A 24107-nucleotide genomic window follows, 5' to 3' on the forward strand; every position below is an offset into this window, starting at 1 on the left:
ATTTAAAAGTATAAAAAATATGAGAGGTGCAGTACTTCTTGATGTTAATAATCTTAAAAGACTAGAAAAAGATAAGTTAAGAGGAATAAGAGCAACTTATATGGACTTTGAAGATTTAAAAATAGATAGACTAGATAAACAACATGAATATACTAATAACCTAAATAAAAATGAAAAACTACTTAAAAATACACATTTTATAGAAGCATTATGCCTATCATCTAAGGTATGCAATGCTCCTAATATAGTAGGTGAAATATGTTGTTCTGATGATAAAAATTATACGACAGGATATATAGCAAGTAAAGAATTTGGATATATAAGGGTTAAACATATGAAAGATATAGGTGAGGATAGAGGAGGAAGAATATTTTTATATGACCCTACTAAAGACTTTGGATATACACTTGAAGATACTATAAAATACCTTGAAAATACTAAAGTTATAGTTAAAGATAAAGTCATATTTAAATAATAAATAAGGAGATATAATGGATAATATAAAAGCAAAACTACAAAAAATAAAAGAGAATAATCTTTATAGACAGATAAAATATTTAAATGAACCACAAGATAAATATACAACTATAAATAACAAAAAAGTTCTTTTAATGTCTTCTAATAATTACCTTGGGCTTTGTAATAATAAAGAGGTTAAAAAAAGCGCAATAGAAGCTATTAATAGATACGGATTAGGTTCTGGAGGTTCAAGATTAACTACAGGTAGTTATGATTTACACAAAAAACTAGAAGAAAAAATAGCAAAGTTTAAAGGGTATGAAGATGCGATAATATTTAATACTGGATATATGGCAAATATAGGAGTAATCTCGGCTATATGTGATGAAGATTATTATATATTTAGTGATGAATTAAACCATGCATCTATAATAGATGGGTGTAGGTTATCAAAAGGAAAAACTATAGTATATAAGCATAATGATATTAAAGATTTAACTAACAAGATAAAAGAAATAAATCCAAAGCATGGAATAATAGTTACTGATAGTGTATTTAGTATGGATGGAGATATATGTAAACTAGATGAAATAGTTAAAATAGCTAAAAAACATAACCTTATATCTATAGTAGATGATGCACATGCTACAGGGGTAATAGGAAAAACTGGAAGAGGAAGTAGTGAGTATCTTAATATAAAACCAGATATAACAATAGGAACTCTCTCTAAATCAATAGGAAGTGAAGGCGGATTTGTATGTGCTAATAATGATATTATCGACTATTTAAGAAATAAATCAAGAAGCTTTATATTCTCAACAGCACTTTCTCCAGCAGTTATAGGGGCATCAATTAAAAGTTTTGAAATGATTGAAGATAATCCATACTTAGTTAAAAAACTAAAAGAAAATGTAAAATACCTATGTAAAGGTCTTAAAAATATTGGATTTGATATTAATAGAGAAACACCAATTATACCTATATTAATAGGAGATGAAAAAAAGGCAGTTAAAATTAGTGAAAGCTTACTAGAAGATGGTATACATATACCAGCAATAAGATATCCAACAGTAAAAAAAGGAGAAGCTATACTTAGAGTTACACTAATGGCAACTCATGATTTTTGTGATATAGATTTAGTAATAAATTCTATTAAAAAATTAATATAGTAAGAAAAATAACTATGATATGTTATAATGGATTAAAACGCCTAAGGAGGAAAATATGACAAATAGCCAAAACTTTAAGAGATATCTAAAAGAAAATGACTTAAAAGGATTAAAAACTATAAAAAAATCAGAACTTCACAATCATTGTGGCTTAGGTATGAAATTTGATAATATACATAGCTATACAAAAGGTAAAATAAAAAGACCTTCTAAAGAGATGAAGGGAATAAAAGGATTAGATGATTTTATATTTAATGAATATATGAATCATATAAAAACTAAAGAAGATTTTCTATGGACAATAGAAGCAACTATTAAAGATGCTATAGATGATAATATAGTAATACTTGAAGCTAGTGTAGACTGTCATGATATATTAAGATTTGAAAATGATAAAGATTTTTTTGATTGTATAGGAAGCTTAGTTGATAAGTACAAGGATAAAATAGATTTTAGACCAGAAATAGGTATAGCTAAAAGTATAAGTGATGAAAATCTTGAAAAACTAATACCTAAAATTATAGATAGTAAAGTGTTTAAGTCTATAGATTTATATGGAGATGAAGAAATAGTTGGATTTGATAGATATAAAATATACTATGATTATGCTAAAAAAAATGGACTAAAATTAAAAGTACATGCAGGAGAGTTTTTAGGTGCAGAAAATGTTAAAGAAGCTATAGAAACTCTTAATATAGATGAACTTCAACATGGATTTAGAGCAGTTGAAAGTGATTATGTATTGGACATGATAAAAGAAAGAAATATAAGATTAAATATATGCCCTACTAGTAATATATATCTAGGGGCAGTAGATGATATAAAAAATCATCCAGTTAGAAAAATATATGATAAAAATATAAATATAAGTATAAACACTGATGATTTAATAGTATTTGATTCCACTGTAAGTGAAGAGTATTTAGTGCTTTATAATAATCATATATTTAATGAAGATGAACTTGATAAAATAAGAATAAATTCTTTAAGATAAATGCCATTTATATGGCATTTTTTTTATAAATATTTAGAGTACATTTATTATAAAGGTAGTTTTAATAAAAAAGCATAATTAAAATTACATTTTAGCAAAATAAAAAGTCTTTTATAAAAATTATAGTTTATTAACAAGTAAAATATTTGTATACTGAAATAGTAAGGTAAAATAATTAAAAATAGTAAAAGGATAGGGGAGTAAGATGAAAAACTATAATAAAACTAAATGGGGTATATGGTCTGTACTTACATTTTCTTTTGTAATAGCTTATTTTCTAAGGTTATCTACGGCAGTTATATCTGATAATTTATCCTTAGAATTAGGATTTAGTAATATAGAAATATCTAATATTGCATCATTTACTTTATATGCATATGCACTTATGCAAATACCAGGGGGAATACTTCTTGATAGATATGGACCTAGAAAAGTATGTAGTATAGGTATGCTTATAGGTGGAATTGGTTCTATATTGTTTGGATTTATAGAAGGGATAAAAGTAGCCTATCTATCTAGAGTAATGATAGGTGCGGGAGTATCTGTAACTTTACTTTCTGTGTTAAAGTTTCAAGGAAGTTGGTTTAAAAAAGAAGAGTTTACATCAGCTACAGCTAAGTTTTCTTTTATAGGGTGCTTAGGTGGTGTATTTGCAACATTTCCATTAGTATTTCTAAATGATATTATAGGTTGGAGAAATTCTTTTATATTAATAGGTATTATAGGAGTTTTATGTGGGATAGTAATATATTTAGTAGTTAGAGATACCCCAAAAGAATATGGATTTAAAGTTGATATAGAAGTTATAGAAGAAGAAAAATTAAATTTACTTAAAGGATTAAAGTCTGTATTTAGAAATAAAGCGACTTGGTATAATTCTTTAATTATGTTTTCTATGGTTGGTATAACTACCGCATTTAGTAGTTTGTGGATAGTATCGTATATTACAGATGTTTATGAAGTTAAAAAGAGTGTAGCAGCTTTTATTGCATCATTTTTGACTTATGGTCTTGTATTTGGTGCTTTATTTATGGATTATGTATTTGCTAGAATAAAAACTAATAAATTTAATGTTATAAAATTTGGCAACATAATAAATATATTCATATGGTCTTATATAATACTTATAAGTAATGTCAAGCCACCTATTTTCACTCTTCCGATATTATTTTTTATAGTGGGAACTATAAATATGAGTCATATACAAGCATTTAATGATGTTCAATATAAAAATGAAGAAAAATACTCAGGATTATCTACTAGCGTTGTAAATACTTGTGAATTTATAGGTAGCGGTATAATAAATTTATTTATAGCTTTTACTATAGATATGAATGCTAGTAATGTAGTACTTGGGTATAAAATAGGATTTGTGATATTTATAGCTATGAATATTATAGCTTTAATATCTGCTAACATGGGTATTAGAGAAGACAAAAAGGATTTAGCTATAAAGGTAAATTAATATTTAATCAAACAAAAACACTAATGTATAGGTAGTGATAATTTCTTATACATTGGTGTTTTTTATTATATTAAAAATAATAACTTTATACATTTATTAGACAGTATAGGAATATTGTTTAATAAATAGAAACTTCTCTATTTAATAAAATTATGGAGTTGGTATAATGTTTGAATTATTTGAAAGTTTTACTAATTGGCTATGGACATATCCTGTTTTAGTTATATTAGTAGGTGGTGGTATAGTAATGACTTTCACACTTAAGTTTTTTCAATTTACTAAGTTACCATTTATACTAAAACAGACTTTCGGGAAGATGTTCGCTAAAACTGATGGTGATGGGACTATAAGCCCGTTTCAAGCAGCGACTTCAGCGCTTGCATCTACTATAGGAGCATCAAACATAATAGGAGTTCCACTTGCGGTAGCTACTGGAGGCCCTGGAGCTATTTTTTGGATGTGGCTTATAGCATTATTTGGATGCGCCCTTAAGTACTCAGAAATAATACTTGGTATAAAGTATAGGGTGAAAAATGAAGAAGGAGAGTATGTAGGTGGACCAATGTATTATATAAGAGATGGATTAAAATTCCCTTGGCTTGGTAGTTTATTTGCATTTTTCTTAATGATAGAAATAGCTCCTTCAATAGCAACGCAATCAGCATCTTTTGTTCAAAGTGCAGAAACCATAAATATAGCACCTATTGTATCTGGAATATTATTAGTGGCATTTGTAGGTTTTGTAGTATATGGTGGTATAAAAAGAATAGGAAAGATAACAGAAAAGTTAGTTCCTATAATGGCATGTCTATACATAGTTATGGCTTTAATAGTTATTGGTCTTAATTTTACTGAAATACCTAGAGCATTTATGCTAATAATAGAGAGTGCTTTTACACCTGTAGCAGCCTTTGGTGGATTCGCGGGTTCAGCAGTAGCATCTACCATAAAAGCAGGAGCAGCAAGAGGAGCTTATTCAAATGAAGCTGGTATGGGTACATCTACTATAGCACATAGTGCAGCAATAACTGATCATCCTGCAAGACAAGGTTTATGGGGAGTATTTGAAATAATAGTAGCTACATTAATAATATGTACTATGTCAGGATTTTTAGTATTAACAACAGATATATGGACGCAAGTTGGTGCTAGTAAGGCAGCAGCTATGCCAGCTATGGCAATGCAAACTGTATTTGGAAGTAGTTTTGGTGGAGGAATGTTAACTATTTGTATGCTTTTATTTGTATTCTCAACTATGATAGTAATAATATTTTACGGAGAAAAACAAGCTGAATATTTATTTGGAAGTAAGTTTGCTAAGGTTATGAGAATAGTTTACTTGGCATTTATAATGGTAGGTGCTTTAGTAGATTTAAGAAGTGTAATTGTATTATTAGACTTTACTTTAGCTGGAGTAATAGTTACTAATATGATAGGAGTTTTACTACTTAGAAAAGAAGTTAAAAAAGAGTCTGATAGCTTTTTTAACAATAAAGAGTTAATGAATAAATAGTTATTATAAATAAGTTTAGATTAAATGTTATTAACTGATTTATTTTTAAATGCATTACTATAATTTTTATATATAAAATTAGGGGGAAAATTTTATGTGGTTAAGTAGTGAAGAACTTAAAAGTTTGGCTATTGAGTTAGTAGGTCAAAATAGTGTATCAGGAACTAATAACGAAGAAAATATGGCAAAGTTAGTGTATAAAAAATTATCAGAACTAGACTATTACAAAGAAAATCCAAATCACCTACACTTAGTTCCTTTAAATGATAGCTTAAATAGATATTTTGTGTGTGCACTTATGAAATCTAAAAAGCCGACTAAAAAAACATTACTTACAGTAGCGCATATGGATACAGTAGGAATAGAAGATGCAGGTAATTTAAAGGAATATATACTAAAACCATATGAGTATACTAAAAGATTAAGAGATAATATAGACAATTTAGATGAAGATTCTAAAAAAGATTTATTATCTGGAGAATGGTTATTTGGTAGAGGTATAATGGACATGAAGACAGGTCTTTCTATACAAATGTCTTTAATAGAGTATTTTAGCAAATTAGAAGACTTTGAAGGAAATATAATGTTGCTTGCTGTACCAGATGAAGAAACAAATTCAGAAGGTGCAATAAATGCCATTCCTTTTGCTAATAAAATATTAGAAAAAGAAAATTTAGAAGCTATAACAGTACTTAATTGTGAACCAGATTTTGCATCTTATCCAGGTGATGACAATAAATATATATATCTAGGAACTTGCGGTAAACTACTTCCAGGTTTTTATGTAGTAGGAAAAGAAACTCATGTTGGAGAAAGTTTATCTGGAATAAATGCTAACTTAATAGCTAGTGAGCTTATAAGTAGATTAGATGTAAATACAGAATTTTGTGAAGACGTAAGCGGTGAAGTTACTATGCCTCCAACTTGTCTAAAATATAAAGACACTAAGGATTTATATAATGTCCAAACTCCAATATCTTCTATAATATATTATAATTTACAAACATTCAAAATGAATCCTAAAGAAGCCATAGATAAATTTAGGTATGTGTGTGAAGAATCTATAAATGAAGCTTATAATAAAGTTAAGAAATATCAAGAAATATACAAAAATAAAAGTAATTTGCCAGTAAAAGACATGGATTTAGATGTTAAAGTTCTTACTTTTGATGAATTTTATAGTCAAGTATTAAAAGATAATGGTGAGGATTTTAAAAGTCACTTAGACGAAATGATAAATATATGGATAGAAGATGAAACTTTAGATGAGAGAGATGTTAGTACAAATATTGTTAAAGAGGTTCATAAGTTTTCAAAAGATAGAAATCCTATGATAATAATATTCTTTGCACCACCATACTATCCGCATGTAGGACTTGATGAGAGCAGAGAATTTGATAAAAAGCTTATCAAAGTAGCTGATAAAATAATAGAAAAAGGCAAGAGAGAGTATAACGTAGATATTAAAAAACAAAAATACTTCCAAGGATTATCTGATTTAAGTTATTTTGCACTACAAGATGCAGATGATGTTATAGACTTTTTAAAACCTAATATGCCTTCACTTGGGTACAAATATAAGTTACCACTAGAAGATATTAAAAAATTAAATCTTCCTGTTATAAACTATGGACCTCATGGAAGAGATCCTCATAAGTTTACTGAAAGAATATTAGTAGACTATTCTTATGAGGTAGCTCCAAAACTTATAAGAGATCTAGTTTATGAGATATTTAATATAAAATAAAACAATAGAAATATAAAAAGCTATCTATTAATGATAGCTTTTTATATAAGCAAATTTATATATAGATGTAATATAAATTTGTTTATATAATTTTAAATTGTAGTAGAATATTAAATATAGACAAATAAAAAATGAGGAGCACATGGTATGGACAAAAGAAAAAAAATTATAATAAGCACCATAGTAGGAGTTTTAATCATAAGTGGCTTTTTTATATTTAATAAGAAAGAAGAAAAAGAAGTTACTATAACCCCTACTAAAAAAGAAGAAAATGTATCAAATAAAACAGAAAGCATAGAATTTTTAGAGGCAGTGGCTGGAATTAAAGCAAATAACGTAGAGATAATAAAAAATCCAGTAGGTATAAAAGGCGAATTTATAGTACCTAAAGAAGCTATTTTAAATGGAGTTAATTATTTTCTAGAAAAAACTAAAAATAATAAAATAAATAAATTAAGTATAAATATAGAAGATGGATATATAAAAGCAAGAGTAAATTATGAAATAATGAAAAATATAACCACTCCAATAGAAGTTAAAGTTATACCATCTTTAAATAAGGATAAAGATTTAGTATTAAATATAGAAGAAGTAAAATTACTTGATTTAAAGATAGCTAATTTTATAGTAGATATGGGATTAAATAGTTTTATAAAAGATTGGTTCCCAAAGGAAAAAGGTATATTAGTAGATTTTAATGAAGGAAATGTGATAGTACATAAAGAAAATTTCAAAGATATAAAATTAGAAAAGATTAAATTAAACTCTAAAGGACTTAATATTGATATGATAATAAACTTAGAAAATATAATGCTAAAAGAGTCAAAATAAAGCTTTGTATTAGGGTTATATGAGTTATAAAAAGGAGGCGATTATTTGTATAAACAAGGGGCAGTAATTTATTTTTCAGGAACAGGAAATACAGAGTACGTAGCAAAATTATTTAAGGAAAATTTTGAGTTAAGAAATATAAGTATAGATCTTATAGATATACAAAAGCATAATAAATTAGATAGAGAGTATGATTTTTATATATTTGGTGGACCAATACATGCTGATATGATACCTGATATTTTAATAGACTGGATAAAAAATATAAAAGATACAAATAAAAAATGTATAATATATTCAACACTTGCAGATAAAGAAGACAAACAAGGAAGAAAATATCTTGGTAAAGTAGTTAGTAAAAAAGGATTTGAAGTATTAGTGGATGAAGCTATTTCTATGCCAAATAATTACTATGTAGCTTTCTTTAAAAGAGATAGTGAAGAAGAAATAAAACAAAGCATAGTAAATGCAAAACCAAAGGTAGAGGCTATAGTAAATAAGTTTTTAGAAGAAAATTTAAAAATTATAAATTATAGTAAAAAGGTATTTAGCAGTAAAATAGTTTATGATATGTTTTTATTGTATACTAAAAAATTTCCTAAAAAGAAATTTTCATTGGATAAAGATAAGTGTATAGACTGTAATATATGTGAAAAAAATTGTCCTACTAATAATATATCTATGAATAATAAGCAATTGACATTTAAAAATCAGTGTATAGGATGTTTAAAGTGTATACATAGATGTCCTACTAATGCTATTTTATACAAAAAACAAAACTTTAAACAATACAATATAAACAAATATATGTAAAATAAAAGATATAGAAGCTAGCAAAAGCCTCTATATCTTTTTTTATATATCACTTATACTTTTAACCTTTTAATTATTTTCAGTGGTTTAATATATAATAAAAATATTGAGTAATTCTAAATTGAACTTTATATTTTTAAAGAAGAAAACAATTGCAAATTTATAGTTAAAAGTTTATCAATTTAGAAATGAAGTAATCACAGTAATAAAAATAAAAGAAAAATTATTTTTTTAAAATCTTCTTATTAATCTTTCGTTTGAATAAAATTTAATCAATTATTCAAAAAAATCAAAAATTGAAAAGTTATTAAAAATAATTAATGAATTAAATGATTAAATGATTTAAAAATACTAGTATCAAAATAAAGTAAACACATTGAAAAATGTAGTATTAGTATATGTTAATTTTGAAAAGGCAAATACTTATGCAAAGAAAAAAATATATAAAAATGAAAATTAAAATTAATAAAAAATTAATTTTTAGAAAAATAAAATAAGTTACAAAATAGAAAATATTGTGAAAACACTGCAGAGTATTGTCGAAATAGCTTGTCGAATGTTATAATTTTATCATCCCTTAAGTAATACAGATGAAATTACAAAAGGAATAATCAAAAATAAATATTATGAGGTGCAAAAATGGGAAACAACACAAGTAGTGCAAAGAAACTTACTTTAATGTCATTAATATTAATGATATTTACATCAGTGTTTGGTTTTGCTAACATGCCAAGATCATACTACTTAATGGGATATGGAGCTATACCTTGGTATATACTAAGTGCATTAGTATTCTTCATACCTTATGCATTCATGATGGCAGAATACGGATCATCTTTCAAAAATGAAAGTGGTGGTATGTATTCATGGATGGAAAAATCTGTAGGACCTAAGTATGCATTCATAGGAACATTCATGTGGTATGCTTCTTATATAATATGGATGGTTAACGTATCTTCAGGTATATGGATACCGTTTTCGAATGCCATATTTGGAGCAGATATAACTCAAAGTTGGAGTTTATTTGGATTAAGTTCAACTCAAACTATAGGAATACTTGGTGCTTTATGGATAGTATTTGTTACAGTAGTAGCAAGTAAAGGTGTTGAAAAGATAACAAAGGTTACTTCTATAGGTGGTACATTTGTTGCCTTATTAAACATAGTATTATTAGTTGGAGCATTAGCTGTAGTTATATTTAACGGTGGAGAATTAGCTCAACCAGTAAACAATTTTGCAGATGCATTTTTAACTTCTCCAAACCCTGCTTACCAAAGTCCATTAATGGTATTATCATTTGTTACATTTGCAATTTTTGCATTTGGAGGACTTGAAGTTTTAGGAGGATTAGTTGACCAAACTGAAAATGCTGAGAAAACATTCCCTAAAGGTCTTGCTATATCTGCTATAGTTATATCTATAGGATATGCTATTGGTATATTTGCATGTGGTATGTTCACTAACTGGGCTGATATACTATCAGACAAGAGCGTTCACATGGGTAACGTTGCATATGTTTTAATGCAAAACTTAGGATACCAATTAGGACATGCTATGGGAACTACTGATGCTGTAGCTATGCAAATGGGTGCTTGGACAGCTAGATTCGTTGGTTTATCAATGTTCTTAGCATTCATGGGAGCATTCTTCACATTAACATATTCACCACTTAAAACTTTAATATCTGGTTCACCTAAAGAAATATGGCCAGGTAAGTTTGCTGAGATGAAAAATGGTATGCCAGTAAACGCTATGAAAGTTCAAGCTATAATAGTTATAGTTATAATATTAGTAGTAGCATTTGGTGGTAAAGGAGCAGCTGACTTCTTTAATATATTAGTTCTTATGACTAACGTAGCTATGACTATACCATACTTATTCTTATCATCAGCATTCCCAGCTTTCAAGAAAAAGCAATTAAATGGTGAAGTTGATAAAGCATTCGTAGCTTACAAGAAACAAGGTGCTGCAACACTTGCTGCTTGGATAATAGGAATAATGGTTGGATTTGCTAACTTATTCTCAATAGTACAACCTGCAATAGATGGAAAGTTCTTTGATACAATAATGATGATATTAGGACCAACATTATTTGGTTTAATAGCGTTCTTATTATATAGTAGATATGAAAAGAATCATTTAAGCAAAAATAGTACAAAAAAAGCAAGCTAGAATATAACTGATTAGTAAAATAAATTTCATGTTTGAAACTTTTAAAATATAGCTATTTAAGTTTAACTTAAGTAGCTATATTTTTTTGTATATAATTTAAAGAATCATCTAAATTATTAAATGTTTTTCTAGGTATTATAAGTCTTTCTATATTATTGCCAACAGTATAAAAATCAAATATTTTATCTATTCTTATTTCTATAAAATCATCAATATAACTTATATATATACATTTAGTATATTTAAAGTAGGTTTTAATAATTACTGCTTTAGTACTAGTAGTTTTTATTAAGGTATAGTCATATAGATTTAAGTTTTTTTCTAGATAATTTATATAGTCATCCATATAATTCCTCCTTAGAATATATTATAATTAGATTATTGACAAAAGATAAAAAAATAATCTATAAAACATTAAATTATATACTTAAATAGATTAAAATAGCTATTATTAATTTATGTTTCAATAACAAAAAGGTTGATTTGTCCATTTTGCCAATGGTTTTACAAAACTTGTAAAATAAATAACAATTGTGTATGATAAAATTATTAATATGAAATTCATGGAGGGCAAATATGAAATTAGTAGATTTAAACAATTACATATTAAATGATTTTGATAAGAATATCTTCAAAAGAATGACTAAAGATAGTGAAGTAAATTTAAATAATTATGTTTGTAGCGTTATATGTGATTTAGTAAACTTTATACCAATGGAGGAAGAATTAAAAAAAGAAACAAAAGAAAATATAAAAAACTGTGATGAAGTAGAAGTAGGTGAAATAGCAACTTACACAAGTTTAATACCTTATGTTCAATTAGAACTTAAAGATAATAAAGATGTGGCTATAATTGCTAATAGCTTAGTTGAAAAGCTTATAAGTTATATAGTGGGATACTTAAGCAAAGAAGAGTTTGATAAAAACTTAGAAAATATTCAAGGTATGTTAAATATTTCTTATATGTTTTATGATGGGCTAGTTAAATACTTTACTTTTAATAGAGAGTATATAGTAAGTACAATAGAAAAAAATATTAAATAATAAAAATGCTGGATAAGGTAATGGGCCTTATCCAGCATTTAATTATTTATTAAGTTTAAAATAAAACATGTTATACAAGAGATGTAAGTTGATTAGTATTTACACATTGATTAAAGTAATTATACAAATCTTCTTCTTTTTTGAATAAAGGCAGATTCATATTTTTATGAACTTTTACAAGCCAAGGGATATTTAATCCTACTTCCTCAATAATCTTAGCTTCTTTAAAAACTTCCATACAATTACCTTCAATAACAATACTACCTTTATTTAAAACATATATATAATCACAAATCTCATATATTAAATCCATATCATGACTTGAAATAACTACTTTAATTCCATTATCGCATAAATTTTTTAAAATATTTACTATAGCTTTTGTGCTTTTAGGGTCAAGTCCTGCTGTAGGTTCATCTAAAAGAACCACTTTATTTTCCATAGCTATAACAGAAGCTATAGCTACTCTTTTTTTCTGACCATAACTTAAAAAGTGGACTGGTTTATCTATTAAATCTAAAGCATTGACTAATTTTAATGCATTATGTACTTTTTCTTTTATTTTATCTTCAGGTACACCTATATTTCTTAGTGAAAAAGCAACATCATCATATACTCTTGAATAAAATATTTGCTTATCTGGATCTTGAAATACTATACCTACTTCTTTTCTTAAATTGTACAAATCTTTCTTTTTATATGAAAGTTCTTTATTGTTATAAAATATACTTCCTTCAGAGGGCTTTAATATACCTACTAGATTCATAAATAAAGTAGACTTACCAGAACCATTAGCTCCAATTATCCCAATCATATTTCCTTTTGAAAAATCTAAATTTATATTGTTTATTGCTTTATTTTCTTTTTCATATTTATATGTTAAATTATTTACCTTAAACATGATAATCTCCTATATATGAAATTTCCCATCATACAACTTCATATCTAAGGTTATACTCATATCTTCATATTTTCTCATCATTCTAAAGAATAAGATTTTTATAAGTAGTGCTGTTGAGTTATAAGAATTTTTTAGATTTATATAACCAAATCTTAATTCTTGAGATTTATAAATATCTTTTATTTCTTCTAAAAATATGAATATGAATCTATATGTCAAAACCATAAGTTCTACTAATGTATCTGGGATATGTAATTTTTTTAATATAATTATTAATTGGTTAAATGGTGTAGTAAGTATTAAAAAATAAATAGATATAACTGAACTTATAGCTCTTAGTAATATATAAATTGAGTTTTTAACTGAAAATAAAGTTGTTCCTATATATAAGTTAAAAACTTTGATGTTAAATATAAAGCCTTGATTTTCAAATGATATGTTAATCATATTAAGTATAGTTCCTATAATTAAAAAATATATAGGTATCCTTAAACATTTTATATATAGTTTAATATTAACTTTTGCTATAAAAATGATTAAAAAGCTTACTATTAACATTACCAAAAAATGAAGCATTATATTATTTATAATTACAGAAATAGTTAAGGCTAAAAAGCTAATAAGCAATTTAGCCATAGGGTTAGTATTTCTTAAAGCATTTGTATATGCACATTTATCAATTTCCAGCATTTATTTTTTTTCACCTTTTTTTCTTCCTAGATAGTAGCCTATAAATCCAGCTCCTATGGCAGCTTGAGTAGAGAATAGTAAGCTTTCTATTTCTCCACTAGGTGGCTCGTATAAGCTACTAAACCAAGGTTTATAATCAGGATTTATCTCTGTTATTAGGCCCTCTGCCTCTCCATCAGCACCACCATATTCAGCTGATGAATTTAATAATAAAGGAGTTATTATAAGTATTATGGTTAAAGCTAATAATATTAAATTTTTATTTCTAAGTTTGTTTTTAGTTTTAGAATTTGTACTCATTAATTTCAACTCCTTCTTCATTTTGTGTTATTAAGTTATATACTAAAGTAGTTAATAATCCTTCTGCTATAGCTATTGGTATTTGAGTCGTGAAAAATACTCCTAAAAATTTAACTAAAGACATCATAACTCCTCCACTAGGATCAGGGAAAGCTAGTGCTAATTGAGTTGCTGTTACTGTATATGTAGCTAAATCACCTAAGGCTGCTGCTAAAAATACACTCATTCCAACGTTTACATTTCTTTTTCTACAAAGTTTAAATATAAAATATGACACTATTGGTCCAACTATTGCCATTGAAAATGCATTAGCGCCTAAAGTAGTTAATCCTCCATGTGCAAGTAATAATGCTTGAAATAATAAAGCTATTGTTCCTATTACTGCCATAACAGCTGGTCCAAATAATATTGCACCAAGACCTACTCCTGTAGGATGTGAACAACTACCTGTTAAAGACGGTATTTTTAGTGCTGATAACACAAATACAAAAGCTCCTGCTAAGGCTAATAAAACCTTCTTTTTAGGATCTTGCTTTACTATGGTATTAATAGATTTTAACCCATATATGAAAAATGGAATAAATACTATTGTCCAAAGTATAGACCATTTTGCGGGTAAATATCCTTCCATAATATGCATAGCATTAGCATTTAATGGATTTAAAATGATAAGTAGCACACCTGCTACTAATGATAGTGGTAAAAAATTCATCTTTATACCTCACTTTCAAAGTTTATTAAATTTTTATGTGATAAATTAATGTAAGTATATAATGGGTAAAGACGAAATTTGGTTTGCTTTAACTAGATGTCTAAAATTTATATTATTCATAATCAAAAATTAGATTAGTTTGATTAGATATAGTTAATTTTAAATTAAGTTATCAAAACTATATACATTCAAAATTAAATAGATTTTGTCACGAACTAAAAAATCCTAATCATTGGATTAGGATTTAAATAACTTTCTAATTAATACCTATTTATTAAAAATAAGGTATTATTCTTTATTATTTTCCTTCACCCCGAAGAATATAATTTAAGTATTGTAGGCAGGTCTCCTGGCTTAGCTTCATTTTACTACTTTCCCTTCCCATAATAAATTACAGTGGTTTTGAAAGTTTCATCAGCTTTACAGTAGCGGGGGCTGCAGAGGAATCTAACCTCTTTCCCTATTAATTTTAATTAAAAAAACCTAAAATACAAATTTTTAATTTATCACATATTTATATAATACTACAACTTTTATTATATTCCTCTATTTTTTATAAAAAAATATTAAAAAATTTAATTAAATCTTAAAATATATAGATTTATAAATAATATTTATTTAAAATTTATTGACTAAGCACAAACTAACTGTATAATATGTATATATACAGTATATACATATTATACAGAAAGGAGATAAAATGAACATAATAATTTCAAATGCTTCTGATTTACCCATATATATGCAAATAGTAAATCATATAAAGAAGAACATATTAAGTGGTACTTTAGAAGAAGGAAAAGCTCTACCATCTATAAGAGCATTAGCTAAAGATTTAGGTATAAGTTTTATAACTACTAAAAGAGCTTATGAAGAATTAGAAAAACTAGGACTTATAAACACCGTACCGGGAAAAGGTTGTTACGTATCTTCTTTTAATAAAGAACTAGTATATGAAGCTAAAATGAGAGAGATAGAAGAAAAGTTAGAAGAATCTATAAATCTATCTAAAATGATGGGTTTATCAAAAAGTGAATTAATAGAAATATTAGAGAGTCTATACGAGGGGGAGTAATATGTTAAGACTAGAAAAGGTAAGTAAAGACTTTGATAAATTTAAGTTGGAAGATATATCTTTTGAATTAAAAGAGGGATATATTATGGGACTTATTGGTCATAATGGTAGTGGAAAAACTACTATTATAAAATTAATAATGAATTTACTTAATGTGGATAGTGGAAATATATATTATATGGGAGAAGATATAAATAAAATTTCTAAAAAATTTAAAGAAGAAGTAGGATTTGTATATGATGAATTATATTTTTACGAACATCTTAAGGTTAAAGAATTTAAAAATATAGTTAAAAGTTTTTACAAAAACTTTGAAAATAACAAATTTGATAATTATTTAGAAAAATTTAAAATAGATAAAGACACTAAAATAAAAAACTTATCAAAAGGGCAAAGTATAAAATTAATGCTAGCAAATGCACTAAGTCATAATGCTAAGTTACTAGTACTTGACGAGCCAAGTAGTGGACTTGACCCTATATTTAGAAAAGAAATGATAAGTATAATTCAAGAGGAATTGGAAAGCGGAGATAAATGTGCTATATTTTCGACACATATATTAACTGATTTAGAACAATGTGCAGATTATATAACACTTATAAAAAATGGGAAATTAGTATTAAGTGAAAGTAGTGAATATATAAAAGAAAACTACAAGGTAATAAAAGGAAGTAAAAAAGAATTAGATGATAGTAATATAAATTTTATAAAAAGAGAAGACAAAAATTACTATAGTCAGGGGCTATTTATAGAAAGTGGATACGAAACTACTAATAATATAAGTATAGCAACTATAGAAGATATTATATATTTTATGGGGAGAGATTAAAATGATTAATATTATAAAAAAAGATTTAAGGGCATGTTTTATGACAGATTTTAAAACTATTATAAAGTTAGTAGTAGGGCTTTTTATATTTTCATCTATATTAATGGGATTATCTAGTGTAGCAATTCCATTATTTTTAAGTTATATGTTTATATTTAGAAGCTTTTATTTAGATGAATCTAATAAATGTGATTATTTTTTTAATAGTATGCCAATAGATAAAGAAGATATAGTTTATAGTAAATATATAGTATCTACATTAATTATAGTATTATCTATATTATTTACTTATTTTTATTCAAAAATATTAAAGCATATATTTTATATAGATTTAATGTACACTCAAACAATGTTAAGTACTTTAAATATATTACTTATACTAGTATCTGTATCATTTCCTATAATGTTTAAATATAGATACAAAAAATCTTATATACCTATAAATTTAGTAATGGGTATTATACTTGTATCTAGCTTATATATAACACTAAAGCCAAGGGCTGATATACATATAGAGGGACAAGAAAATTTGATTATAAGTGATCCTAAGCTACTTATTATAAGTGGTGTTTGTGTAGTTATTTACATAATATCTATGTATATATCTACTAAAATATACAATAAAAAAGAAGTAGCACTTTAAGGGGGACAATATGAATAAAAAGTTTATAAAAGTAAGTACTATAGTATTAATACCTATAATACTTTTAATAGGATTTAGTGTATTTTATGTTAAGGATATAAATGATTACTCTGATGATGAGTTTGAAGAAAGGCTAAAAATAGAATTTAAAAATTATAAAGAAGATAAATATAGCCATATTTTAACTATAAAGATAACTAATAATTCAAAAGATATAGCTAGTTTATATGATATGGATCTTTCTTTTGACCATACAGAAAAATTTATGGAGGAATTTGGAGGAATAAGTCCAAGTGATGTAAGAATCGTAGGTCGTGAAGAAGATAGGTTTGAAGAAGGTTATAAGATGGGGATAGACCCAGGAAAAAGTAAAGATATAGTATTTAAAATACCAAAGGGACTTAGTTTAGATGAAAAAGTATTTGATATAAAACACCCTATAATAAACTACAATGCAAGTTTTTATAAGTTTAGAACTTCATCAAACTCACTTATGATAGGAAGTGGAAGTGAAGGTGGAAGTAAAACTTTATTCTTAGAGGAGTATTAAAAAAAAGAGTAGGTTATACTAATAAAAAGTATTTAAAAGGATGGTGTTTTATGAATAACTTTTCTATGATGCTTATTGGTATTATACCTATGATTATATGTTTGATTTTATGGATAATGCTTATATATGCATTATTTTTAGGAATAAAAGCTTTGAAAATATATATAAATAAAAATATTTAATAAAATTTGCTTTAGTTGTTTCATAATGACTTATTATATTGCTTAAAATAGCTATCTGTATAGATAGCTATTTTTTATTCTCTAGGAAAAAATATATATAACTTCAACTATTAATAAATCAATAGAAAAATCAAAGATAGTGCTGACAAGCAATAATGTATAATAAACATCATATAAATATAAAGGGATATAGTCTACTTAAAAAGTAAATCATATAGGAGGGAATATGAAAACTTGTAAAAATTGTAATAATCATTTAGATAAAGACCAAAGATTTTGCAATAAATGTGGATATGACACTTTAAAAGATGATCTTAAGAAAAACAATCTAAAAAACATAATAATGATAGTAGTATTTATACTTGTAGTAATAGCTTTAGTAGTATTTTCACTAAAAGATAATATAGTACAAAGTTATTATATAAAAAAGGGGGATGGTGAAAATCAAAGTAAAGCTATAAACTACTACATAAAAGCCCTAGATGCAAAATATTCTGATGAAGTAGTACAAAAGCTAGAAAGCAAAATAGAGGAAAGTGAAAATTCAGAAATGGAACTTAGTAAGTTAAAAGGTATAGTTAAAAAGGATGACTTAAATAGCATGTATCTAAATGTATACATTCAAAAAGCTAAGGAAAATTTTAATAAAGAAAATTACAAAACTACAAGAAAGTATTTAGATCTAGCTAAAGATTATAATTATGATATAGAAACTTTTGAGTACTATGAAGACTTAGTAGCTATAGAAAATGAAGCGAGTGAAAGAGAAAAAGAAGAAAAACTGGATAAGGCTAAAGAAGAAACTAAAGAAAAAGAAACTGTATATATAGTAGAAAATAATCATTTTGCCTATAATTATGATAGCGCTTATGGAAATGATGAGAGTTATTTTATAATACCAGATAGTCATATAAGATACTTAAGTAAGGAAGAATTATTAAATTATAATAAAAGTCAGCTTGGATATATAAGGAATGAGATATTTGCAAGGTATGGATATATATTTAAAAATGATGTATACAACAACTATTTTAACTCTATGCCTTGGTATTACCCAGATAGTACTTTTTCTGGAAATATAGAAGATTTAAATGATATAGAAAGGTATAATATAGAACTTATAAAAAGTTTAGAATAGAAAATATAGTTAATCATTACTTAATAGTAGAACTATTTATTACAAATATTTATATTTTCATATAAGAAATAAAATATTTAATATAAATATAAAGAGTAAGCTAGGTTATTTATTATATAAATTAACTTACTCTTTTATTATAAACTTATAAACTAAGCTTTTGTTTTAGTTTCTATATTTTCTTCATCTAATTTCTTAGTTTTTAATAAACATATAGCACCAACTACTATAAAGAAGAACCCTCCAATAATGCCAACAGGAGCGGGACCTATAAACATGTTAGGATTAGGTATAGATAAGAATATAACGCCCGCTGATGCAAAACCATTTAAACTACCATGAGCAAAAGTAGCTGGAATACAGCTTTTAGTTTTTATAGTTATATAATTAAATATAGCACCAGTCATTATGCAAAATACAACCATAGCAAATATTCCTATAAATGGAGCACCAATATATCCTACACCATAGTTATGTCCCATAGCTATCATAGGCGCGTGCCATATACCCCAAATAACACCAGCTATTAAACTAGATTTAAAGTAACTATTATTTTCTATTAATTTAGGTAACAAATATCCTCTCCAACCTAACTCTTCTCCAAGACAAGGGATAAAGTTTAATATAGGTGATAAAAAAATACCAACAAATAATTGGATAATCATAGCAGATTTAAGCTCTAAATCACTTGGAAGTGCTTGACCTAGTGATTGTAACTGAAGCTTAAGATTTTCCACTCCATTATTCATGCTTAAATCAAGATGAGATGGAAAGATTATAAAGTATAAAGCTGAACCTAGTATAATTAAAATTACAGGTGAAAAATATCCTATAAAGTAGTACTTTATATTTTTTTTGAAGTTTGGCTTTATCCAAATTTCTTTAAAACTAGATTTTGTAATTAAAGTTGTAATCAATACAGATAAGGCAGGCATCATCATGCAAAGTATCAGACCGATAGATGCAAAAGGTCCAGTTAGCCCCCCACTTTTAAATATTATAAATGTTATTGACCAAGTTAGAAAAAAAGTTATTAATAAAAATATGTTTACCTTTTTCATTTTAAAAACCCCTTTATAATTATTGTTTTGTAAATTTTATTAAGTGATGATAGCTTATAAGTTTTATTATATAGTTATATTAAATTATGCTAATTTTATAAATTATTTTAGTGAATTGTTAATTATGAAGAGCATTAGAGTTTAAGCTTTAAGGATATAATATATCCTTAAAGCTATTAGTTATACTGCAAGTAATGCAATTAATATCAGTATAAATGGAAGTATAAAAAATATTTTACCTTTTAAATGACCGATATTTATAGTCCATCCAACACCAAATCTTTTGTTCACAAATAATGATGGGTCATTAGGATTATTGTAAAAAGTCCCCCATATCCATAAATCATCTTCATCGTCAATAGAATATACGGCGTCCTTAGATTTAACTGGTGATTTATAGTATATATAAGTTAAGTATATAGATGATAGTATAATTAATATAGTACAAACTATCATTATAGCTTGATTTATATCACCAGAGTGAGCTATAGCTATTATTATATTTATAAATAAAATTTGAGTAAGAGCATTTAGTATAAAAAATGCTAAACCACTTTGATTTAAAAATCTAAGGTTTGCTTTTTTACTATTTTCAAAATCTTTGCTAGATAGCTTTATACGAGATTTTAAAGAATAGACAGCTGAGATATATATTATAATTGATATACCAACTTGCATACTTATCATTCCAAATACACTCATAAATGATTTTTCAGTAAAACCATCAGCCTTTCCATTAAATCCCCAGTGGATAGGAATTATATCAGCCATAGAGTTGTATTTAGTTAAAGCATAAATACCAACAATGAAAACTATAATCATAGGTATAGTATATAATATAGAGTATTTTTTTATGATTCTATTTTTTTCATTTAAAAAGTCAGTATCTAATATAATATTAGTTTTTTCTAATTCTATATCATCAACCGTTGACACTAACCTTCCTTTTAAGGCCTTTACTTTATTATAAACATCTATATATATGGCAAATTCATATATAGTAAATCCTAGTATTGGAACTATAGAAGATCCTACATAGTTTTTAAGAACATATATCATAAATAAGCAAAGCAAAACAGATACTATAAATCCAAGGGTCAATAAACTTTTAAACCTCTTATCTAATCTCTTAAATTCATCTTTAGTAAAATAATCACTATTTAAGCTAACTCCATAAAATTGTCTTTTACCACTTAACGCTTGTGTAAAATAAGTAAGTACATATACTAATGCTAAAATAGGTAAATTAATAATTAAAGCCAAAGTATTATTCATAGTCTTTCACCTCATATTTATCAAATAATTTGATACTATACTCTAAAAATTCCTCACGAGAGATACCTAAAAGATAACTTTGTGCTACTAATAAATCTAAATTTGATTTTATATTTTTATCATTAGTATCATTTTTCTGTAGAGGAAGAGAATTTACAATAGCTCCTTTTCTTCTATCTATATTTATGTAACCCTCATCTTTTAGTAAATTATATGCTTTATTTACTGTGTGTAGATTAACTCCAATTTCACTAGCCATATTTCTGACAGATGGAAGTGATTCATTTATTTTTAAATCACCACTAGCAATTGATTTTATTATTTGTTCCCTTATTTGGGTATATATAGGAACCTCGCTATTAAAATCTAAATCTAAAAGCATATTACACCTCCAAATCTATAAATTCTATTTGTTATATATATTATATAACAGATAGGTAGTGTGTTACAACTAAAATAAATTTATTTAATACAATTTATTAAAAAAGTTTAAGAGATTTTAAAAATATTAGACGTAGTATATAGTATATAGGGGAGGATATATATGGAAAAAAGAATGATTAAGAAAATAAAAAGAAAAGACCCAAAAGGTCTAGATTATATAATTAATACCTATAGTAGTAAGGTTTATTTTTTAGTAAATAAAATAATAGGCTTTTATGGGAAAGAAGAAGTAGAAGAGTGCGTAAGTGATGTATTTTATAAGGTGTGGGAAAGTATAAATGAATTTGATGAAAAGAGAGGAGATTTTAGCAAATTTATATATATGAAAACTAAATACTTAGCATTAGACTATAAAAGAAGATTGGAAAAAAGCAAGTTACATAATAATTTAGAAAAAGATATATCAAATGATATAAGTATAGAACATATAGCTCTTGATAGAGAAAGTAGTGAGGAAATAGTAAAAGTTATAAATAGCTTTAAAGAACCTGATAAAACTTACTTTTATCTTAAATATTTTATGTATTATAAGATTGATGACATAGCTACTAAATACAAAACCACGAGGGCATCAGTAGAAAATAGACTATATAGATGTAGGTTAAAAATAAAAGAAATGTTAGAGAGGAGGTATTAATATGAAAGATAAGTATACACAAAAATTAATTGAAGGTATTGATAATATAGATAAATTAGATTTTAAATTTGATGACTTCAATGAAGATATAAAATTAGATGAAAAAGATATAGAAAATATAAAGAATAAAGCCTATGAGAAAATATATAAATCTAATTTAAAAAAATACAAAAATAAAAAAATAAGAACTTTAGTAGCATCTATATCATTAATATTAATAATAGGAACTCCTACAATAAGAGCATTAGTGGACCATCTATATAAGTATGATATTTCTAGTGGAAAAATAATAAAAAGTGAAGAAGCTGTATATATCCTAAGAGAACCTATAACTAAAAAAGTAGGTGATGGAAGTATAACAATAGATAGCTTTTATATAGATACAAAAGACGAAAATATAATAATAAATGAAACTGCAAAAAATATAAAAGGATTTGAATATATTAAAAGTGAGTTAATAGTAAATAACAAAGATATAATGAAGGATACTTATACAAAGTTAGATGAAAATACTTGGACAAAGCATACAGGAACATATCTTAATAATAAGTACAATAAAAATGATAAGGTTAAATACATTATAAAATTAAGAGATAAAAATGATAATATAACTAAAGTTGAATTTGATATAGACTTAATAGAAGCAAAATCAGTTGAAGAATACAATAAAAATGTCCCGAAAGATACTAAAAATGATATAACACTAAGTGCCTTAACTACTCAGGAAAATAATAATTTATATGTAGATTTTATGGCGATACCTAAAAATGAAAACATGAATTTTGAAGTAGATAACTATGGGAATGATATAAATAAAAATATAGGTAGTGGCATATATTTAATAGATTCTAATGGGAAAAAGATAGAAGGAGAATATGTTCTAGAAGGTATTAGTAACAATAGATTTAAATTTAATACTAAAGAATTAGAAAAGCCTTATAAGATAGAAGTAAGTAGTATTGATATAGGTATTAATAGAGAGGGACAAAAGCTTAAAAGTACAAAGGTAAAATTACCGAAGCTAAAAGTTAATGAGAAGTTAGAAATTTATAAAACTATAGATATCAAAGATAAAAATAATGAGTTAACATTTAAAAACAGCAAAGTAATAATCGAAAGTGTAGAAAGGAAAATACTAAACAAAGAAGATGTTTATAATATAAAGATTGCTTATCCAGATAACAAAGATAATAATGTGAAGCTAAATTATATAAGTATAGATCCTATACCGAGTATATTGGGTGGATTTAAATCTAATTTTGTTAGTTCATCACAAGATGCCATAAAAGATGGGATGTATGGAAATATTGATATATATATGAGTAATAAAGGTATAAATAAACCCAGAGGTACGGAATTTAATATGTCACCATCTGATTATACAGTAAATGGACCTTGGGTAATAAAGTTAATTGATTAGAAAAATAACTCTATGAATTATAATAAGACGGGGTATATACCCT

The 24107-nt window shown here is 25.7% G+C and carries 26 protein-coding genes and 1 riboswitch; of the genes, 18 read left to right on the forward strand and 8 right to left on the reverse strand.

The window, feature by feature from the left end; translation table 11 throughout:
- From ABHC41_RS13780 to yjeM, 9 genes are all read left to right on the forward strand, one after another.
- A partial coding sequence (locus ABHC41_RS13780; RefSeq protein ID WP_347553581.1) for a 6-carboxyhexanoate--CoA ligase occupies positions 1-475 on the forward strand: 475 nt, incomplete at its 5' end.
- A 16-nt stretch (positions 476-491) separates the two neighbouring features.
- The gene (gene bioF / locus ABHC41_RS13785; protein WP_271892825.1) at positions 492-1628 is read left to right on the forward strand and encodes an 8-amino-7-oxononanoate synthase; all 1137 of its coding nucleotides are present in this window, start codon (positions 492-494) and stop codon (positions 1626-1628) included.
- A gap of 55 nt (positions 1629-1683) precedes the next feature.
- Positions 1684-2622, forward strand: coding sequence for a hypothetical protein (locus tag ABHC41_RS13790; protein ID WP_195929087.1), 939 nt, complete (start codon positions 1684-1686; stop codon positions 2620-2622).
- A gap of 205 nt (positions 2623-2827) precedes the next feature.
- The gene (locus ABHC41_RS13795) at positions 2828-4087 is read left to right on the forward strand and encodes an MFS transporter (RefSeq protein ID WP_166505317.1); all 1260 of its coding nucleotides are present in this window, start codon (positions 2828-2830) and stop codon (positions 4085-4087) included.
- 166 nt (positions 4088-4253) lie between these two features.
- Positions 4254-5600 carry a sodium:alanine symporter family protein gene (locus ABHC41_RS13800; protein WP_271892828.1) on the forward strand — a complete coding sequence of 449 codons (1347 nt, stop codon included), beginning with the start codon at positions 4254-4256 and terminating at the stop codon, positions 5598-5600.
- Positions 5601-5694: 94 nt separating this feature from the next.
- Positions 5695-7347 carry a M20/M25/M40 family metallo-hydrolase gene (locus ABHC41_RS13805; protein WP_271892830.1) on the forward strand — a complete coding sequence of 551 codons (1653 nt, stop codon included), beginning with the start codon at positions 5695-5697 and terminating at the stop codon, positions 7345-7347.
- Between the two features lie 147 nt (positions 7348-7494).
- The gene (locus ABHC41_RS13810) at positions 7495-8178 is read left to right on the forward strand and encodes a hypothetical protein (protein WP_166505320.1); all 684 of its coding nucleotides are present in this window, start codon (positions 7495-7497) and stop codon (positions 8176-8178) included.
- Positions 8179-8223: 45 nt separating this feature from the next.
- Positions 8224-8991: an EFR1 family ferrodoxin gene (locus ABHC41_RS13815; RefSeq protein WP_166505321.1), complete on the forward strand. Its 768-nt coding sequence runs from the start codon at positions 8224-8226 to the stop codon at positions 8989-8991.
- 639 nt (positions 8992-9630) lie between these two features.
- Entirely contained in the window at positions 9631-11163 is a 1533-nt protein-coding gene (gene yjeM / locus ABHC41_RS13820) for a glutamate/gamma-aminobutyrate family transporter YjeM (RefSeq protein WP_092926076.1), read from the forward strand.
- A gap of 67 nt (positions 11164-11230) precedes the next feature.
- Here yjeM and ABHC41_RS13825 read toward each other — a convergent pair whose 3' ends face one another.
- Positions 11231-11509, reverse strand: coding sequence for a hypothetical protein (locus ABHC41_RS13825; RefSeq protein ID WP_092926074.1), 279 nt, complete (start codon positions 11507-11509; stop codon positions 11231-11233).
- A 230-nt stretch (positions 11510-11739) separates the two neighbouring features.
- Between ABHC41_RS13825 and ABHC41_RS13830 the strand changes: the two genes are divergently transcribed.
- A complete protein-coding gene (locus tag ABHC41_RS13830) occupies positions 11740-12207 on the forward strand; it encodes a hypothetical protein (RefSeq protein ID WP_271892835.1) in 468 nt (155 codons plus the stop codon).
- Between the two features lie 70 nt (positions 12208-12277).
- Here ABHC41_RS13830 and ABHC41_RS13835 read toward each other — a convergent pair whose 3' ends face one another.
- The 4 genes from ABHC41_RS13835 to ABHC41_RS13850 are packed head-to-tail and all read right to left on the reverse strand — an operon-like array spanning position 12278 to position 14810.
- Positions 12278-13108, reverse strand: a complete 831-nt coding sequence (locus tag ABHC41_RS13835) for an ATP-binding cassette domain-containing protein (RefSeq protein ID WP_092926070.1) — start codon at positions 13106-13108, stop codon at positions 12278-12280.
- Positions 13109-13117: 9 nt separating this feature from the next.
- Positions 13118-13798, reverse strand: a complete 681-nt coding sequence (gene cbiQ, locus ABHC41_RS13840; RefSeq protein ID WP_092926068.1) for a cobalt ECF transporter T component CbiQ — start codon at positions 13796-13798, stop codon at positions 13118-13120.
- On the reverse strand, positions 13799-14098 hold the full coding sequence (locus tag ABHC41_RS13845; RefSeq protein WP_092926066.1) for an energy-coupling factor ABC transporter substrate-binding protein: 300 nt from the start codon (positions 14096-14098) through the stop codon (positions 13799-13801). It lies immediately after the preceding gene.
- Positions 14082-14810, reverse strand: a complete 729-nt coding sequence (locus ABHC41_RS13850; protein WP_141664387.1) for an energy-coupling factor ABC transporter permease — start codon at positions 14808-14810, stop codon at positions 14082-14084. The genes ABHC41_RS13845 and ABHC41_RS13850 overlap by 17 nt, the downstream gene beginning before the upstream one ends.
- Before the next feature lie 321 nt (positions 14811-15131).
- A riboswitch (cobalamin riboswitch) is annotated at positions 15132-15312 on the reverse strand.
- A gap of 198 nt (positions 15313-15510) precedes the next feature.
- Here ABHC41_RS13850 and ABHC41_RS13855 point away from each other — a divergent pair.
- The 6 genes from ABHC41_RS13855 to ABHC41_RS13880 all read left to right on the forward strand — a co-directional run bounded on the left by ABHC41_RS13855 (position 15511) and on the right by ABHC41_RS13880 (position 19227).
- Complete coding sequence (locus ABHC41_RS13855) at positions 15511-15885, forward strand: GntR family transcriptional regulator (RefSeq protein ID WP_166505326.1); 375 nt, start codon at positions 15511-15513, stop codon at positions 15883-15885.
- A 1-nt stretch (position 15886) separates the two neighbouring features.
- The gene (locus tag ABHC41_RS13860) at positions 15887-16714 is read left to right on the forward strand and encodes an ABC transporter ATP-binding protein (protein ID WP_166505327.1); all 828 of its coding nucleotides are present in this window, start codon (positions 15887-15889) and stop codon (positions 16712-16714) included.
- Position 16715: 1 nt separating this feature from the next.
- Entirely contained in the window at positions 16716-17357 is a 642-nt protein-coding gene (locus ABHC41_RS13865; protein WP_271892841.1) for an ABC-2 transporter permease, read from the forward strand.
- Positions 17358-17367: 10 nt separating this feature from the next.
- Positions 17368-17907: a hypothetical protein gene (locus ABHC41_RS13870; protein WP_166505329.1), complete on the forward strand. Its 540-nt coding sequence runs from the start codon at positions 17368-17370 to the stop codon at positions 17905-17907.
- 50 nt (positions 17908-17957) lie between these two features.
- A complete protein-coding gene (locus ABHC41_RS13875) occupies positions 17958-18089 on the forward strand; it encodes a hypothetical protein (protein WP_271892844.1) in 132 nt (43 codons plus the stop codon).
- Positions 18090-18315: 226 nt separating this feature from the next.
- Positions 18316-19227: a YARHG domain-containing protein gene (locus tag ABHC41_RS13880; RefSeq protein ID WP_166505330.1), complete on the forward strand. Its 912-nt coding sequence runs from the start codon at positions 18316-18318 to the stop codon at positions 19225-19227.
- Between the two features lie 152 nt (positions 19228-19379).
- Here the strand turns inward: ABHC41_RS13880 and ABHC41_RS13885 are convergent, their stop codons facing one another.
- From ABHC41_RS13885 to ABHC41_RS13895, 3 genes are all read right to left on the reverse strand, one after another.
- Positions 19380-20288, reverse strand: a complete 909-nt coding sequence (locus tag ABHC41_RS13885; protein ID WP_166505331.1) for a CPBP family intramembrane glutamic endopeptidase — start codon at positions 20286-20288, stop codon at positions 19380-19382.
- Between the two features lie 180 nt (positions 20289-20468).
- Entirely contained in the window at positions 20469-21563 is a 1095-nt protein-coding gene (locus ABHC41_RS13890; protein ID WP_166505332.1) for a DUF5808 domain-containing protein, read from the reverse strand.
- Entirely contained in the window at positions 21556-21945 is a 390-nt protein-coding gene (locus tag ABHC41_RS13895) for a GntR family transcriptional regulator (RefSeq protein WP_166505333.1), read from the reverse strand. The genes ABHC41_RS13890 and ABHC41_RS13895 overlap by 8 nt, the downstream gene beginning before the upstream one ends.
- A gap of 162 nt (positions 21946-22107) precedes the next feature.
- Here ABHC41_RS13895 and ABHC41_RS13900 point away from each other — a divergent pair, with 162 nt between their 5' ends.
- Together ABHC41_RS13900 and ABHC41_RS13905 are read left to right on the forward strand one after the other, a co-directional pair.
- Complete coding sequence (locus ABHC41_RS13900) at positions 22108-22644, forward strand: sigma-70 family RNA polymerase sigma factor (RefSeq protein WP_166505334.1); 537 nt, start codon at positions 22108-22110, stop codon at positions 22642-22644.
- Position 22645: 1 nt separating this feature from the next.
- Positions 22646-24064, forward strand: coding sequence for a hypothetical protein (locus ABHC41_RS13905; protein ID WP_271892848.1), 1419 nt, complete (start codon positions 22646-22648; stop codon positions 24062-24064).
- Positions 24065-24107: the final 43 nt, after the last annotated feature.

It is taken from the genome of Romboutsia sp. 1001216sp1 (assembly GCF_039841805.1).
Taxonomy (GTDB): Bacteria; Bacillota; Clostridia; order Peptostreptococcales; family Peptostreptococcaceae; genus Romboutsia_C; species Romboutsia_C hominis.